The 16,067-nt window shown below is 74.6% G+C and carries 11 protein-coding genes; 2 read left to right on the top strand and 9 right to left on the bottom strand.

All coding sequences use genetic code 11. From position 1 onward, the window contains the following. Positions 1-32: 32 nt before the first annotated feature. The 7 genes from VIU94_RS26535 to VIU94_RS26565 form a co-directional block, all read right to left on the bottom strand. Positions 33-1,145 carry an NAD(P)/FAD-dependent oxidoreductase gene (locus VIU94_RS26535; RefSeq protein WP_331914820.1) on the bottom strand — a complete coding sequence of 371 codons (1,113 nt, stop codon included), beginning with the start codon at positions 1,143-1,145 and terminating at the stop codon, positions 33-35. Next, a complete protein-coding gene (locus tag VIU94_RS26540) occupies positions 1,142-2,518 on the bottom strand; it encodes an FAD-dependent oxidoreductase (RefSeq protein ID WP_331914822.1) in 1,377 nt (458 codons plus the stop codon). The genes VIU94_RS26535 and VIU94_RS26540 overlap by 4 nt, the downstream gene beginning before the upstream one ends. After that, positions 2,515-4,620, bottom strand: coding sequence for a molybdopterin oxidoreductase family protein (locus tag VIU94_RS26545; RefSeq protein ID WP_331914824.1), 2,106 nt, complete (start codon positions 4,618-4,620; stop codon positions 2,515-2,517). The genes VIU94_RS26540 and VIU94_RS26545 overlap by 4 nt, the downstream gene beginning before the upstream one ends. Continuing rightward, positions 4,613-5,992, bottom strand: a complete 1,380-nt coding sequence (locus VIU94_RS26550; protein WP_331914826.1) for an MFS transporter — start codon at positions 5,990-5,992, stop codon at positions 4,613-4,615. The genes VIU94_RS26545 and VIU94_RS26550 overlap by 8 nt, the downstream gene beginning before the upstream one ends. Further along, a complete protein-coding gene (locus VIU94_RS26555) occupies positions 5,989-7,497 on the bottom strand; it encodes a lyase family protein (protein WP_331914828.1) in 1,509 nt (502 codons plus the stop codon). The genes VIU94_RS26550 and VIU94_RS26555 overlap by 4 nt, the downstream gene beginning before the upstream one ends. Continuing rightward, positions 7,494-9,491, bottom strand: coding sequence for an FAD/NAD(P)-binding protein (locus VIU94_RS26560; RefSeq protein WP_331914830.1), 1,998 nt, complete (start codon positions 9,489-9,491; stop codon positions 7,494-7,496). The genes VIU94_RS26555 and VIU94_RS26560 overlap by 4 nt, the downstream gene beginning before the upstream one ends. Positions 9,492-9,611: 120 nt before the next feature. Continuing rightward, on the bottom strand, positions 9,612-10,034 hold the full coding sequence (locus tag VIU94_RS26565) for a GNAT family N-acetyltransferase (protein WP_331914831.1): 423 nt from the start codon (positions 10,032-10,034) through the stop codon (positions 9,612-9,614). 321 nt (positions 10,035-10,355) lie between these two features. Between VIU94_RS26565 and VIU94_RS26570 the strand changes: the two genes are divergently transcribed. Further along, positions 10,356-12,275, top strand: a complete 1,920-nt coding sequence (locus VIU94_RS26570) for a helix-turn-helix domain-containing protein (RefSeq protein ID WP_331914832.1) — start codon at positions 10,356-10,358, stop codon at positions 12,273-12,275. 141 nt (positions 12,276-12,416) lie between these two features. Here the strand turns inward: VIU94_RS26570 and VIU94_RS26575 are convergent, their stop codons facing one another. Further along, the gene (locus tag VIU94_RS26575; RefSeq protein ID WP_331914833.1) at positions 12,417-13,592 is read right to left on the bottom strand and encodes an IS701 family transposase; all 1,176 of its coding nucleotides are present in this window, start codon (positions 13,590-13,592) and stop codon (positions 12,417-12,419) included. Positions 13,593-14,055: 463 nt separating this feature from the next. Then, positions 14,056-15,168, bottom strand: coding sequence for an LLM class flavin-dependent oxidoreductase (locus VIU94_RS26580; protein ID WP_331914834.1), 1,113 nt, complete (start codon positions 15,166-15,168; stop codon positions 14,056-14,058). Between the two features lie 166 nt (positions 15,169-15,334). Between VIU94_RS26580 and VIU94_RS26585 the strand changes: the two genes are divergently transcribed. Next, a partial coding sequence (locus VIU94_RS26585; protein WP_331914835.1) for a DsbA family oxidoreductase occupies positions 15,335-16,067 on the top strand: 733 nt, incomplete at its 3' end.

Here is a 16,067-nt window from a genome sequence, read left to right on the forward strand (position 1 = left end):
GGATCGGCCAAGGACCGGTCCGTAGGCGGACGTCACCGCCGCGTGGGGCCGACGTCCACCCGGCCGAGGACGGTACGCCCGTCCGGCGCGAGGACCAGCTTCCGGTAGCGGCGTTCCGTACGGACGGACTCGGCGAACTCCATGGCCCCGGGGGCGCGGGCGTGCACGTCCCCGAAGCTGTGCGCCTCGACGCCGGGCAGCTTCAGGCGGGTGGGGACGGGGGTGTCGGCGAACGGCTCGGGCGCCAGGCCGAGCAGTTGGCGGGCGACGGACTCCGCCATGCGGTAGCCCGGCGCGACGAGGCCGTGGCAGCGGCCCGCGACCGCCGCGCAGTCGCCGACGGCCCAGATCCGCTCGTCGGTCGTGCGCAGCCGCTCGTCGACGAGGAACCCGCCGCGTTCGCCGCGGGGGAGGCCGGCGGGCTCGGCGAGTTCGTCCCGCGGGCGGACGCCGGCGGCGACGACCACGAGGGCGGCGTCGATCTCGGCGCCGTCGGAGAGGGCCGTCCGCCCGCCGTCCGCGACGGCGGCGATGCCGGTGCCGCAGTGCGTGGTGACGCCCCGCTCGTGCAGGAGGGCGGCGAGGCGCTCGCCGCCGGCCGCGTCGAGCTGGAGCGGCATCGGGCCGGGGCCCGGCTCCACGACGTGCGGGTGCATGCCGAGGCGAGCCAGGGCGTCGGCCGCCTCCAGGCCGAGCAGGCCGCCGCCGACGACGACCGCGGGGCGGCCGGGGCGGACGGCGGCGCGGATCGCGGCGACGTCCTCGACGGTGCGGTACGGGAAGCAGCAGGGCAGCGCGTGTCCGGGGAACGGCGGCACGAACGGCCGCGAGCCGGTGGCCAGGACGAGCGCGTCGTACGGCTGCTTCGTCCCGTCCTCGCACAGCACGGCCCCGGCCTCCCGGTCGATCCCGGCCACGCCCACCCCGAGCCGCAGCTCGACGCGGCGCGCGGGCGAGGCGAGCGCCAGCGCGTCCGGCGACCCCCCGACCAGCACGGACGACAACTTGATCCGGTCGTAGGCCCCCCGCGCCTCCTCCCCGAGGACGACGACGTCCCACACCCCACCGCCCCCGAGCCGGTGAAGCTCGGTGAGCAGCCGATGCCCGGTCATGCCGTGCCCGACGACGACCAGCGTCCGACTCATCGCACGACCTCCGGGAGGGGGAGGGGGGTGACGGCGCGCCTGGCCTCACCGCGATGTGCGGCGGCTGTGAGCCCGGGTCCGGGGCCCGGCTGCCGTTCGTCGCCGTCCTTGCTTCGCGCCAACGCCGTGCACAGGCTGCGGAGGGCGGTCGTGCAGCCGCCGCAGCCCGTGGTCGCGCGGGTGGCCGTCGTCAGGGAATCGGGGGTGCGGGCGCCCCTGCGCCAGGCTTGGGCGATGTCGGCCTTGGTGACGTTGTTGCAGTGGCACAGGACGTGGGCGTCGGGCCAGGATTCCGGGGCGTCGTCGGACGTCGGAGCGGCGCCCAGGAGGAGGGGCAGGCGGTCGCCGGGGACCGGGCGGGACTGGTCGTACAGCTGGCCCACCGTCGCGATGGCCTCCGGGAGGCCGACCAGCACCGCGTGCCGTACTCGCCCGCCGGTCAGCTCCAGGCGGGCGTGCCGGCCGCCGCTCGGGTCGGCGAACGTCACTGCCTCGTCGGGCTCCTCGCCCGGGCGGCCCATCACCGCCACGTCCAGCCCCTGCAGCCGGGGGCGCAGGATCGACGGCGGGGGAGCGTACGCGGCCGTCGTGCGACCGGTCAGCAACGCGGCCAGGTGGTCCGCCTGCGCCCGCCCCGTGGCCAGCAGGCCGTCCCCGCCGTCCACGCACGCGCCGATCGCGTGGATCGCCGGGTCGGCCGTACACAGCCGGTCGTCGACGACCACGCCTCGGCGGACCGGCAGTCCGGCCGCGCGGGCCACCGCGGTGTCGGGAACCGCGCCCGTGCACCGCACCACCGTGTCCGCCCCGAGCGAGTCGTCCGCCTCGCCCCGTACGCCGCAACGCAGTTCGACGCCCAGGCCGGTCAGGTACGCGGCGACCCGCTCGCCCGCAACCGCGTCGAGCACGCGGTGCATCGGGTACGGCCCGGCGTGCGCGAGCAGCACCTCATGGCCGCGTCGCCGCAGCGCCGCCGCCGTCTCCACGCCCAGGACGCCCCCGCCGACGACGGCGACCCGGCCGCGCGCGGGCCGCACGTCGCCGGTGAGTCCATGCCGCGCCCCGGTCGCCAGGACGAGCGTGTCGTACGGCTCCACCGTGCCGTCGGCGCAGGTCACCGTACGGGCCGCCCGGTCTGCGCCGGTGACCCGTACGCCGGTGCGGACCGTCACGCCGCCGGGCGGCGCGGGCAGGTCGAGCGCCTCGGCCGGCAGGCTGCCCGCCAGCACCCAGGGCAGCAGCGGACGCTGGTACGCGGGACGCGGCTCCGCGCCGAGCACGGTCACCGAGCCCGCGTACCCGAACGCGGCGAGGCGCTCGGTGAGCCGGTGCGCGGCGAGCCCGTTGCCGACGACCACGATCCGCCCGGTCATCGCGCGGGCTCCGGCTCGATCCGCACCGCGCTCACCTTGAACTCCGGCATGCCGCTGGTCGGGTCGAGCGCCGGGTTGGTGAGCAGGTTGGCGCGTCCGTCGCCCGGGAAGTGGAACGGCAGGAACACGGTGTCCGTCCGCATGTCCGCCACCAGCCGCACCCGCGCCAGAACCGAGCCCCGGGCCGAGGAGACCCGCGCCGGCTCGCCCTCGGTGAGCCCGGCCTGCCGCGCCGTGTCCGGATGGACCTCCACGAACGCCTCCGGCTCCACCGCGTCGAGCGCCGCCACCCGCCGGGTCTGCGCCCCGGACTGATAGTGCGCGAGCACCCGCCCGGTGCTGCCGAGCAACGGATAGGCGGCGGAGGTCCGTTCCGCCGCCTCCCGATACTCCACCGCCGCGAACCGCGCCCGCCCATCGGCATGAGCGAACCGTTCGAGGAACATCCGCGGGGTGCCGGGGTGGGGCGCCCGACCTCGTCCGTCCCCGCCCCCGTCCCCCGGGCAAGGCCAGTACAACGCCTCCCCCGCATCCAGCCTCTCGTACGTGACCCCCGCATAATCCGCCCGCGCCCCCGAAGTCGCCCGCCGGATCTCCTCGAAGACCGCGCGCGGGTCCGTCGGGTAGCGGTCCGCCGGTTCGCCCAGGCGGACCGCCAGGCCGTGCAGGACCTCCAAGTCCGTGCGCACGCCCGGCGGCGGGGGCAGCAGGGCGCGGCGGCGCAGTACGCGGCCCTCCAGGTTGGTGAGGGTGCCCTCCTCCTCCGCCCACTGGGTGACCGGGAGGACCACATGCGCCATGCGGGCGGTCTCGGAGGGGACGAAGTCCGCTACGACCAGCAGATCAAGGGCCGCCAGGCGCTCCGTCACCGAGCCGGCGCGCGGCGCGGAGACCACCGGGTTCGAGCCGGCGACGAAGAGCGCGCGCGGGCCGCCGTCGCGGCCCAGCGAGTCCAGGAGCTCGTACGCGCTCGGGCCCGCCCCGGGCAGCGCCGACTCCGGTACGCCCCACACCGCGGCCACTTTCTCCCGCGCCGCAGGGTCGGTGATCGACCGGTAGCCGGGCAACTGGTCGGCCTTCTGGCCCAGTTCGCGGCCGCCTTGCCCGTTGCCCTGCCCGGTCAGGCAGCCGTACCCGCCGCCCTCCCGGCCCGGCAGGCCGAGCGCCAGCGCCAGGTTGACGAACGCCGCCACCGTGTCCGTGCCCTTGCTGTGCTGCTCCGCGCCCCGCCCGGTCAGGATGTACGCCCGGTCCGCGCCGGCCAGCAGCCCGACCGCCTCGCGCAGCGCGGCGGCCGGCACGCCCGTCACCCGTTCCGTCCGCTCCGGCGACCACGCCAGCGCGCGGCGCCGGGCCTCCTCGAAGCCCCGTGTCCGCTCCGCCACGTACGCCTCGTCGACCAGGCCCTCCAGGACCGCCGTGTGCAGCAGCCCGAGCGCCAGCGCGAGGTCCGTGCCGGGGGCGGTGCGCAGATGCAGCTTCGCCCGCGCCGCGGTCGGCGTGCGGCGCGGGTCGGCCACGATCAGCGCGGGTCCGTCGAGGTGCCGCATCAGCGGCGGCATCGTCTCGGCCGGGTTCGCCCCGGCGAGCAGCACCACGTCCGCCGCGCCGAGATCGGTCACCGGGAACGGCAGGCCCCGGTCGATCCCGAACGCCGCGTTCGACGCGGCCGCCGCCGACGACATGCAGAACCGGCCGTTGTAGTCGATCCGGCTGGTGCCGAGCGCCAGCCGGGCGAACTTCCCCAGCAGATACGCCTTCTCGTTCGTCAGCCCGCCGCCGCCGAACACGGCGACGGCGTCCGGCCCGGACTCCCGCCGGATCTCCCGCAGCCGCCCGGCGACCAGGTCGAGCGCCTCGTCCCAGCCGGCCGGGTGAAGCGCGCCGTCCGCGCCGCGCACCAGCGGGGTGCGCAGCCGGTCCCGTACGGACAGCACCTCCGGCGCGGTCCAGCCCTTCTGGCACAGACCGCCCCGGTTCACCGGGAAGTCCGACGGTGCGACGGAGACGGAGCCGTCCTCGCTGCGCAGCTCCGTCCCGCACTGCAGCGCGCAGTACGGGCAGTGCGTGCGCACCGTGCCGGGTATGAGCCCGTCAGACACGGGTGACCCCCGAGCTCCGCAGCGGCCGCACCCCGTCCGCCCCGCTCCGAGCGGGCCGCAGATAGACCGCCCACGTCAGCACCACGCACACCGCGTAGAAGCCGATGAAGCTCAGGAATGCCGGGGTGCCGCTGCCGCCCTCCGCCCCGTACGCGGCCCGGAACGCGAGGTTCACCGCGACCCCGCCGAGCGCGCCCACCGCGCCCGCGATGCCGATGACGGCGCCGGACAGCCGCCGCGCGCGGGCGAACGCGTCGGCCGCGTCCGCGCCGTCGGTGACCTTCTGGCCGGCCCGGTCGGCGAAGACCGCCGGGATCATCTTGTACGTGGACCCGTTCCCGAGCCCGGTGAGCACGAACAGCACCGTGAACCCGGCCACGAACAGCGGGAACGAGTCGAGCCGGGAGGCGAAGAGCAGGACGCCCGTGCCGGCCGTCATCGCTGCGAACGTCACCGCGGTGACCGGCGCGCCGCCCCAGCGGTCCGCGGCCCGCCCGCCGAACGGCCGGGCGAGGGAGCCGAGCAGCGGCCCGAGGAAGGTGTACGAGGCGGCTTCGAGGGGTGTCGAGCCGAACTGGGTCTGCAGCACCAGGCCGAAGGCGAAGCCGTACCCGATGAACGAGCCGAAGGTGCCGATGTACAGCACCGAGATCCACCAGGTGTGCGGGTGCCGGACCGCCTCGGCGATTCCGCCGCCCGCGCGCCGCACCGCGGTCACGTTGTCCATCTTCAGCGCTGCGAGCAGCGAGACCAGCACGATCAGCGGCAGGTAGACCGCTGCGACGTACGCCGGGTGGGCGTCGCCGGCCGTCGCGATCACCAGCAGCCCGAGCAGCTGGACGACGGCGACGCCGAGATTGCCGCCGCCGGCGTTCAGGCCGAGTGCCCAGCCCTGGTACCGCTGCGGGTAGAACGCGGTGATGTTGGTCATCGACGAGGCGAAGTTGCCGCCGCCGACTCCGCCGAGCGCGCCGATCAGCAGGAACACCCACAGCGGGGTGCCGGGGCGCTGCACGAAGTACGCGGCCGCCGACGTCGGCACGAGCAGCACCGCCGTGGCGAACACCGTCCAGTTCCGGCCGCCGAACTTGGCGACGGCGTGGCTGTACGGGAGCCGCAGCACCGCGCCGACGAGCGTCGGGGTGACGACGAGCAGGAACTTCTCGCCCGGGGTGAAGGCGAAGCCGATGTCGGGGGAGAGGAACAGCACCAGGACCGACCACAGGCTCCATACGGAGAAGCCGATGTGCTCGGAGGCGATGGAAAGGGCGAGGTTGCGGCGGGCGACGCGGCGGCCCCGGGACTCCCAGAACGTCTCGTTCTCGGGGTCCCAGTCCTCGATCCACCGCCCCCGGCGGCCGGCGGCGCTCACCGCTCGCCCTTTACGGAGCGGTCGACGAGCGGCCCTGCGGCCCCGGTGTAGCCGGCCGGGTCGCACAGCCCGGCCAGCTCCTCGGCCGACATCACGCCGGACAGCTCCGGGGCGTCGGCGAGGACCTCCGGCAGCGGCCGGCCGTCCCGGTCCGCGGCCACGGAGGCGCGGGTCAGCAGGTCCTTCGCCGCGACCTTGCCGAGCCGCGGCGCGAGCACGGCGGCGATCCGCTCGGAGACGACCTGACTGCCGGTCAGTGCGAGGTTGGCCCGCATCCGCTCCTCCCGGACCTCCAGGCCCTCGGCCAGCTCGACCGCGGTGTGCGCCGCCCCGCCGGTCAGCCGCAGGCACTCGCGAAGGAGCTGCCACTCCGCGTGCCAGACGCCCGCGGACCGCTCGTCCTCGGTGACCAGACACTGCGTCAACGCGCCCGATAGTGCGGGGACTTGGAGCGCGGCGCTGCGGATCAGGGTGGCGAGCACCGGGTTCCGCTTGTGCGGCATCGCCGAGGACGCGCCGCGCCCGGCCGCCCCGCCCGGCTCGGCGACCTCGCCGACCTCGGTCCGGGCCAGCGACTGCACGTCGACCGCGAACTTCCCGAGCGCCCCGGCGGCGAACGCCAGCGCCCCCGCGAGATCGGCGACCGGCGTCCGCAGCGCGTGCCACGGCAACACGGCTTCCACGAGCCCGGTCTCTTCCGCGAACGCGGCGCCGAGGCGGCGCAGGTACGTTTCGGTGTCGAAGCCGCCCGCGTCGCCGCCGCCCTCCGCGGCGAGCACCGGCTCCGCGTCGGCCCGCGGCTCCGTGCCCGAAGCGGCCGCTCCGGCGAGCCGCCCCTCGCCGCCCGCCTCCGCCGCCAGCCGCGCGTACTCCACGTACCCCGCCAGCGTCCCCGCCGCGCCCCCGAGGGACGTCGGCAGGGACTCCTGGACGCGCCCCAGGCGGGTGTCCGCGTCCAGGAGGAGGCGGTGCCAGCCGGCCGCCTTCAGGCCGAACGTGGTCGGGACCGCGTGCAGGGTCAGCGTGCGGCCGGCCAGCGGGGTGTCGCGGTGGCGGCGGGCCAGCGAGGCCAGGGCCGCCGCCGCGCGGGCCAGGTCCGCGCGGATCAGCCGCAGCGCGCGGACCGCCACCAGCATCGCGCCGGTGTCGAGGATGTCCTGGCTGGTCGAGCCCCGGTGGACGTACTCCGCCGCCTCCGGGTCCTCCTCGGCGACCAGCCGCGTCAGCGCCCGCACCAGGCCGACCACCGGGTTCGCGGTCTCCCGGGCGGCCAGCGCCAGGGCCCGGACGTCCAGCCGGTCCGCGCGGGCCGCCGCGCCGATGGTCCGCGCCGCGGCCTCGGGCACCGTGCCGAGCCGGGCCTGCGCCCGTACCAGCGCCGTCTCGGCGTCCAGCATGGCCTGCAGCCACGCGGGGTCGCCGACCGCCGCCTCGACCGGGACGCCGGCCCGCACCGGGGACAGCAGCCCCTCGTCGTCGTACGGCCGGGTCGGGCGCCCGTTCACACGATCACGCCCGCGAGCTCGCTCTGCTCGGCCTCGCCCACCGGCCGTACCCCGGCCGGCACCTGCGCCGCCGGAGGCAGCGCGACCAGCGCCCGCGCGATCGCGTCCGAGTCGCTGAGCGTCACCGAGTCCACGCCCGGCCGGATGCCGGCCGCGGTGACCCAGTGCACGGACTCGGTCGGCACGCCGTACGCGAACCGGCGCGGGTGCGGCCGGCCGCGGCCGTCGACGATCCGGTACGGCCGCTCCGTCACCGCCAGGCCGCCGGTCTCGTAGCTCGTCCCGCAGGAACCGGTGATCCGGTACGGCGCCGCCTGGTCGGTGTTGAGCAGGTGCAGCATCAGCGGGTCGTCGGTGCGCCGCAGGTCCGGCTCCGGCAGCCGCGCCTCGATCAGCACGCTCGCCCGGACCGGCGGGCCCGGCACCGTGTCGGAGGAGGCCACGAAGGACGGGGCGCCGGCGTCCAGCCGGATCTGCGTGCCGGGCCCGGTGACCTCCAGCACGCCCGCCTCGATCAGCGCGATCATCTCCTCGATGCGGGAGGCCGGCGGGCCGATCGACAGGAAGCCGTTGAGCGGCGTGTACCAGCCCTCCAGGTCGTCCCGGTGCGAGTTGCCCTCCAGGCCGCCGTGGTCGACCGCGAGCCGGACCTCGTTGCGCAGGTCGCGCAGCACGTCGAGGGCGGCCTTGAGCGGGCCCTGGACGTTCCCGGCCTGGGCGTCGGCGACGTCCCGCTCCAGATGGCGCAGGAGCCAGCCGCGGAACTCGTCGCGGGAGGCGAACTCCCGCTCCCCGTAGGGGCGGGAGAGCCGCTCCCAGTCCCAGCGGTCCGGCTCGGATATGCCGAACTTGCTCACCAGGGCGCTGCGTTCGGCGTCGTCGGCGGTGGCCAGATACCGCTCGGTGAACGCCTCCCGCTCGTCGCCGCGGTCCAGGGACTCCAGAAGCGTGCCGTAGTAGACGCTCTCCACCTCGCGGGAGATCAACGGCCACAGATCCTGGCCGAAGTTGACCCGGTCGCCGTCCACCGACCGGGCGCGCAGCCCGGCGATGAACTCCGGCGTGAGCAGCTTGGGCAGATAACGCCCGTACGCGCCCTTCTGGTTCTCGCCGCGCGCGTGGTACGGCACGCCGCGCCGCGAGGACGCGAACAGCTTCGGCTCCCGGCCGGACGGCAGATACACCAGCCGGTCGCCGCGGCGCTCGAAGACGCCGCCGCGGCCGGCCGTGAACAGCGCCATGTGGTCGAAGAAGTTGAGGCCCAGGCCGCGCAGCAGCACGTGCGCGCCCGGCTCGATGCCGCTCAGGTCCAGATCGGCCGGGTTGGCCGGGGTGATGTACCGCAGGTTGTGGATCCGCGCCAGGCTCGCCGTGCGCGCCTCGCGGGCGGTGAGCCTGGCCGGCACGTGGCCCTGCGCGAGGACCAGGCCGTCCAGGTGGTTGAGCCGGGTGCCGTCCTCCAGGCGGATGCCCTGCGGGCCGCCGGGCACGCCGTGCGTGTCGGCCATCGCGACCGCGCGGGAGCGGTGCACCCGCACCGTGACGTGGCCCGGCGCGCGGGCCACCACCCGCTGGAAGCAGTCGTGCAGATAGCGGCCGTAGAAGGCGCGCGTCGGGTACGAGTCGGGGCCGAGCCGGCGGGCCTCCTCGAGGGTGGCGGCGTCGTACCCCTCGGTGGACGCGCCCGCGTCGGACAGGACGGCGAGCTCCTGGGCCCACTCGTACAGGCTCGGGCCGGGTTCGATCGGGCCGTGGATCTGCGCGCTGTCGTCGGTGAAGACGGTGACCTGGGAGGCGACCGTGTTCATCAGAAGGTGCCGGGACTGCTCGGGCCGCCAGACGGCGCCGGCGCCCGGGGCGGCCGGGTCGACGATGTGGACGACCAGGCCGGCGTGGCTGGGGGCGACGCGCTCGTTGGCGCACAGCCGCTCCAGGACGGACAGACCACGAGGGCCCGCACCGACGATGCAGACTTCCGCGTGACCGCTGCTCATAGGGACTCCCCGCGCTTTCGTCGTGTGAATTCGTGGGTGGAGAACGGGTAATGAATGTGCGGGCCTGCGGGTGATGGTTCTCCTCGGTGTCGAAATCCTCGTGAAGAGCCCGGTGAACGGTCAATGAGGGGATTCAGGGTCGGTCAAGTCGTCCGTCAGGTCGAGGGCGAAGTGAAGGGCCGTGATCCGCATCCGTCGGGCGTGGTAGAAGCGCTGCGCGCCGTGGTTCGCGGTGCCGGTGTCGAGTTCGACGGCGGTGCAGCCGGCCCGCCGGGCGCGGTCCCGCAGCGCGCCGAGCAACTGCCCGCCCACCCCCGCCGACCTGGCGTGCGGCGCGATGACGAGGTCGTCGACGAAGAGCATCCGGCCCCGGCTGGTGGCCAGAATCCGATGGGTGGCGACGCCGACGCAACGGCCGTCCGGGGCATATGCGGCGGTGAAGACGAGGCCCTGGCCATGGGCTTCTTCGGCGAACTCGCGGAACGCCGAAGCGCCCAGTGCCGGACGCAATGTCCGTATCAATGGGGCGATGTCCTCGGCCATGGCCGGATCTTGTGGATTCACATCGGTCAACGCCGTTTTCACGCAGTCACCCTAGGGGCTGAATCCGATCCGTCCAGGGCCATGTGACAGATTCCGCGGACCCGATCGAAATTGATCGAAGCGGAGCGATGCCTTCGGGCGCGAGGCCGCTCGGAGGCCGCTCGGAGGCCGGTCGGGGGCGGGTCGGCGGGGAACACAGGGGTCGGGCCGATCGTTGGGCCCTCGGGAGCCGGGGGCCGGGTGGTTCCCGTACGGGGCGGACAGTGGGGGCAGGGCGTGTACAGGGACGGGGCGGATCACGGCGCCGAGGAGGCGGGTCTCATGGCCGTGCTCGAACTGCTGGCCCGCCAGGCCCCGTCGGGCGAGTTCGAGGACCTGCTGCTCCGGGCCCGCCGCTCGGGCGCGTCCGAGGGCGCGCTGTACCGGATGGAGCGGGCCGTCGGCCTCGCCCGCGGCATCACCTCCTCCTCCAGCCGCCGCGAGCAGCGCGAGGCCGGCCTCGCCGCGCTCGTCGACACGGCCAGGGACCTGACGTTCCCGTACGACGTGGACGGGCTGATGCGGGTGATCACCCGGCGCGCCCGCGGCCTGCTCAACTTCGACATGGCGTACGTGAGTCTGCGCGCCCCCGGCGGCGTCTCGCACATCCGCACCTCCGAGGGCGCCACCACCTCGCTGCTCTCCGGGATGCGGCTGTCCGACGACCGGGGGATCGGCGGCGCCGCCCACGCCGCGGGCGCGCCCGCCTGGTCCGCGGACTACCTCGCCGACGACCGCTTCCGGCACTCCGACGAGGTCGACGAGGTGGTCCGGGCGGAGGGGCTGCGCGCCATCATGGCGGTCCCGCTGCGCAACGGGGACTCGTCCGTCGGCGCGCTGTACGGCGCGGACCGCCAGGTGCGGCACTACACGCCCGACGAGATCGGCCTGATGTGCTCGCTCGCCGACCTGGCCGCCGTCGCCATCGTGAAGGCGGGCCTGCTCGACCAGACCCGCGCCGAGGTCACCGAGCTCGAACTGGACAGCTCCCGCGCCCGGACCAGCCTGACCCGGATGCGGCACGTCAGCGAGGCGCACAGCCGCATCATGAACCTGGTGCTGTCCGGCGGGGATCTGTGCAACGTGGCCAAGGCCGCGGGCGACGCGCTCGACGGCACGGTGCTGATCCGCGACCCTGGCGGCCGCGCGCTGGCCTCCGGCGGCGAGCTGCCCGACCTGGACGAGGAGGCCGTGGCGAAGGCGTCGCTGGACGCCCACGCCGGCCGCAGACCCGTGGTCACCGGGCAGAACACCTGGGTGGCCCCGATCATCGCCGGCTCCGAGGACCTCGGGGTGCTCGTCATACGGACCACGACCGGGCTGACCGAGGAGGACGAGCGGCTGCTCGAACTGTCCGCGCAGTCCGTCGCGTTCCTGCTCCTGATGCGCCGCTCCACCGCCGTCGCCGAGGGCCCGGTGCGCGACGAGCTGCTCGACGACCTGCTCGGCGAGCCGCAGCACTCGCCGCAGCAGATCATGCAGCGCGCGCGCCGGCTCGGCATCGACCTGAGCACGCCGCACGTCCTGGTGGTGGCCCGGCCCGAGGGCGGCGAGCAGGGCCGCGCGGTGGTCTGGGCGTCCTCGTACGCGTACCGCATGTCCGGGCTCAAGACGGTGCACGGCGGCTGCGTCGTGCTGCTGCTGCCCGGCCTCGACGCCTCGGCCGCCGCGCGCGCCGTGTCGGGGGAGCTGACGCCGCTGCTCGGCCACCCGGTGTCGGTGGGCGCGGCGGGGCCCGCCCGGAACCCGGACGGGGTGGCGCGGATGTACCTGGAGGCGATGCGCTGCCTGGACGCGCTGACGGCGCTGAACGGGGTCGGCTCGGCCGCCTCCGTGCAGGACCTGGGCTTCCTGGGGCTGCTGCTCTCCGACGACCACGACGTGGACGGCTTCATCGAGTCCGCGATCGGCCCGGTCCTCGACTACGACGCCGAGCGGTTCACCGACCTCACCCGCACCCTGGAGGCGTACTTCGCCTCGGGCGGCAGCCCCACCAACGCGGCCGAGGAGCTGCACGTCCACCCGAACACGGTCTCCCGCCGGCTCGACCGGATCGGCGAACTCCTCGGCGCGGACTGGCAGAAGCCCGGCCGGGTCCTGGAGGTCCAGCTGGCCCTGCGCCTGCAGCGCACCCGCGACGTCCTCGTCGCACAGCGCGGCGCCCCCGCCTCCGGCGCGGCAGCGGACCGCGGCACGCCCTGAGAGCAGGCGCGCCGCGGAAGGCCGGTCGGTCGGCCGTGGCCTGCGTACGGCGGTCGGTCGGCAGGGTCCCGCGTACGGCGGTCGGTCGGCCGTGGCCTGCGTACGGCCGCAGATCAGCCGGTTCCCGCGTACGGCCGCAGATCAGCCGGTCCTGCGGACCGCCGGGCGGTACGCCTCGCCCCAGTCGCTCGCGAGCACGCCCACCGCGTGCGCCGCCGAGGCGAGCGTGATGTGCCGGTTCCAGCCGCGGAACGAGCGGCCCACGAAGTCCCGCAGCCCCGCGCCCTCGCCGACGTGCGTGAAGTCGCGCTCCACCCGCCGGGTCAGCTTGGTCAGCCGCAGCACCTGCCCGACCGGCAGGCCGGTCAGGTCGGTGAGCCAGATCCGGGTCAGCGGACGGCGCGGATCGTCCCACTCGCCCACAAGCAGCATCGCCCGGGGCCGCTCGCCGACCGCGCCCGGCATCGCGACCCGGACCGCCGTCGCCAGCGAGGTCCGCGAGGTGCGGCCGGCGCCGGCGATGTCCAGCCAGCTCACCGGCCGGCGCAGCGCCTTCAGCGACTCCAGGATCTGCTGCGCGGGCAGCGGGCCCGCCCCGAAGCCGGGCAGCGCCCGGTCCGCGACCAGCAGCCGGCAGGTCGCGCCGATCCGGGCGACCACCGGCAGCCCGGCGGCCGAGAGCCGGGTCAGCGCCCCGCGCCCCGCGCCGCCGCGGATGTCGATCAGCACCGGCTTGCGGGTGACGCCCTTCCACCGGGCCACTTCGAGCGCCGCGGCGACCCCGCACTCCTCCAGCGTCTCCTCGCCGGCGCCGGCCGGGACCTCCGCCCGGTCCCGCCGGGTACGGTCCTTCACCCACGGATCCGGCAGGAACAGCCGCCAGTTGACCGGGACGCTCAGGTCCTCGGCCGCGAACCACACGCCGAACGCCTGCTGGCCCCGGAAGACCTGGCCGCGCTCCGGATCGAAGCTGCGGTCCACGCCCACCGAGTGCTCCCCGGCCTTCGGGATCGGCATGGAGCGCACCACCCACGCCTGCGGGCAGCTGCTGCGCTCCAGGAACCCGGCGAGCGCGGCCCGCATCGGCCGCCAGTCCCAGGTCGAGCTGGAGATGAAGTGGTGCAGGCTCTGCTCCGCGGCGGGGCCGCCGAACTGGGCGGCGATGTTCCGGATCGACTTGCGGCCCTGCGCGGTCAGCAGACCTCGTAAGTACTGCTCGGCCTTCAGCTTCTGGTCCCGGCGCGGGAACGAGGTGAAGAGCGCGGCACACAGGTCGTCGAAGACGTCGTCGGCCACCGGGTCGCCGAACTTCGGCACAGCGGTCGCCGGCGCGGTCCGGGCGGCGCGCCGGGGGGAGGGGGAGGTTCCTTCGGGACGGGGTCCTCGGGGAAGCAGTCCCGACGGGCGGGGAACGGTCGTCTGGGGGGGTGCGACGGGGGTGCTCACAACACTCACGACTCTCCTGCCAAGGTTGGGCAGCTCCCTCAAGCTGCCCCTCCACCGTCGCCGTTCGCGGCGCGTGGCACGAGGTGGACCCGGCACCCGTCTCGGCGGTCCGATGGTGGCCGGACCACCGGGGTGGAACCGCCGGCTTCTGCCGTTCGCATTCCCGTCATAGTGATGGTGCTCGCACGTGTGGTCGGACCACCGGGAGGTGTGGTCCGACCACACCGGTGTGACAGCGGCGGGCGGCATGTGACAGATTCCGCCCGCCGTCTTTGACCGGCTTCCGGGCCGGTCGCACGATCGTTGTACGAGGCAGCAAGGGGCCGGCGCCCGGTTAATGCCCCAGGCCGGGCGCCGCCCCTGCTGTCTCCTCGTTCCGCTTCTTCTCCACCCGGGCCGCGTGCGTCGGCCCGTCCGGGACGCCCGCCGGCTTCAGCGCCGCCATCTCCTTGCGGAGCACCGGAAGCACCTCCTCCCCGAGCAGGTCCAGCTGCTCCAGGACCGTCTTCAGCGGCAGTCCGCCGCTGTCCACCAGGTACAACTGACGCTGGTAGTCGCCGACATAGTCCCGGAAGGACAGTGTCCGGTCGATGATCTGCTGCGGCGAGCCGACCGTCATCGGCGTCTCGCGCATGTACTCCTCCAGGGACGGCCCGTGCCCGTAGACCGGCGCGTTGTCGAAGTACGGCCTGAACTCCCGTACCGCGTCCTGCGAGTTGCGCCGCACGAACACATGGCCGCCGAGACCCACGATCGCCTGCTCGGGCGTGCCGTGCCCGTAGTGCGCGTACCGGCGCCGGTACAGGTCGACCATCCGGGCCGTGTGCTCCTTGGGCCAGAAGATGTGGTTCGCGAAGAACCCGTCGCCGTAGTAGGCGGCCTGCTCGGCGATCTCCGGGGAGCGGATCGAGCCGTGCCAGACGAACGGCGGCACTCCGTCCAGCGGGCGCGGCGTGGCGGTGAAGCCCTGCAGGGCCGTGCGGAAGCGGCCCTCCCAGTCGACCACGTCCTCCCGCCACAGCCGGTGCAGCAGCGCGTAGTTCTCCACGGCGAGCGGGATGCCCTGCCGGATGTCCTGCCCGAACCAGGGATAGACCGGGCCGGTGTTGCCACGGCCCATCATCAGGTCCACGCGCCCGTCCGCGAGGTGCTGCAGCGTCGCGTAGTCCTCGGCGATCTTCACCGGGTCGTTGGTGGTGATCAGCGTCGTGGACGTGGACAGGATGAGGTTCTCGGTGCGGGCCGCGATATGGCCGAGCAGCGTGGTCGGCGAGGAGGGCACGAACGGCGGGTTGTGGTGCTCGCCGGTCGCGAAGACGTCGAAGCCGACCTCCTCCGCCTTGACCGCGATCGCCACCATCGCCTTGATGCGCTCGTGCTCGCCCGGCGTGGCGCCGTTCGTCGGGTCGGTGGTCCTGTCCCCGACGCTGAATATTCCGAACTGCACAGCTGACTCCGTCCCGCCCCAGGAGGTGCCCGCACGACTGTGCGCGCATCTCCATGGTGCACGACTCCGGAGCTAAACGGAAACTTATCCGGAAAGCTCGCGCCATGGTGACGAACTGTGCCGCCGCCCCTGGACGGACCGCCCGAGGACGCTCACCCTCGCCCCCATGACACCCGCACGAGACGCGAACCCTTCCCCAAGCTCTCGGCTCCTCCCCCAAGCTCTCGGCTTCGCTCGAGCAGGGGGGACCCCCACGAGCAGGGGATACCCCGACGTCGTCATCGCCTGGTCGGACCTCGGCTGCCCCTGGGCCTCGCTCGCCCTGCACACGCTGCGCGCGGCCGCGGTCGAACGGGGCCAGGACCTCCTGATCGACCACCGGGCCTTCCCGCTGGAGCTCTTCAACCGCCAGCCCACGCCCAAGCACATCGTCGACGCCGAGGTCGTCATGCTCGGCGCGCACCGCCCCGAACTCGGCTGGCGGCTGTGGAACGCGCCCGCCTGGGAGTACCCCTCGACCGTGCTGCCCGCGATGGAGGCCGTCCAGGCCGCCAAGGCCCCCGAGGTCGGCGGGCTGCGCGGCTCCGACCAGCTCGACGCGGCGCTGCGCCGGGCGTTCTACACCGAGCACCGCTGCATAGCCGTCCACTCCGTGATCCTCGACATCGCCGCGGACTGCCCGGACGTCGACGCCGCCGCACTGGAGGCGGCGCTCGCCCGCGGCGCCGGCCGGCGCGAGGTGTACGAGCAGTGGCACGAGGCGCAGGGCCCGGAGATCCAGGGCAGCCCGCATTTCTTCGCGACCGGCGGCTACGCGGCCCACAACCCGGGCGCGACGTATGTCTTCACCGGCGACCTGTACGACGGCGGCTTCCCCCGCCTCGACCACTACGACGCCG

This window comes from Streptomyces sp., from assembly GCF_036566765.1.
Lineage (GTDB): Bacteria > Actinomycetota > Actinomycetes > Streptomycetales > Streptomycetaceae > Streptomyces.

What these genes read in the sequence shown, in the direction of transcription:
- VIU94_RS26535 (WP_331914820.1), bottom strand. Translation starts at nt 1,145, where the DNA reads ATGAGTCGGACGCTGGTCGTCGTCGGGCACGGCATGACCGGGCATCGG.
- VIU94_RS26540 (WP_331914822.1), bottom strand. Translation starts at nt 2,518, where the DNA reads ATGACCGGGCGGATCGTGGTCGTCGGCAACGGGCTCGCCGCGCACCGG.
- VIU94_RS26560 (WP_331914830.1), bottom strand. Translation starts at nt 9,491, where the DNA reads ATGAGCAGCGGTCACGCGGAAGTCTGCATCGTCGGTGCGGGCCCTCGT.
- VIU94_RS26565 (WP_331914831.1), bottom strand. Translation starts at nt 10,034, where the DNA reads ATGGCCGAGGACATCGCCCCATTGATACGGACATTGCGTCCGGCACTG.
- VIU94_RS26570 (WP_331914832.1), top strand. Translation starts at nt 10,356, where the DNA reads ATGGCCGTGCTCGAACTGCTGGCCCGCCAGGCCCCGTCGGGCGAGTTC.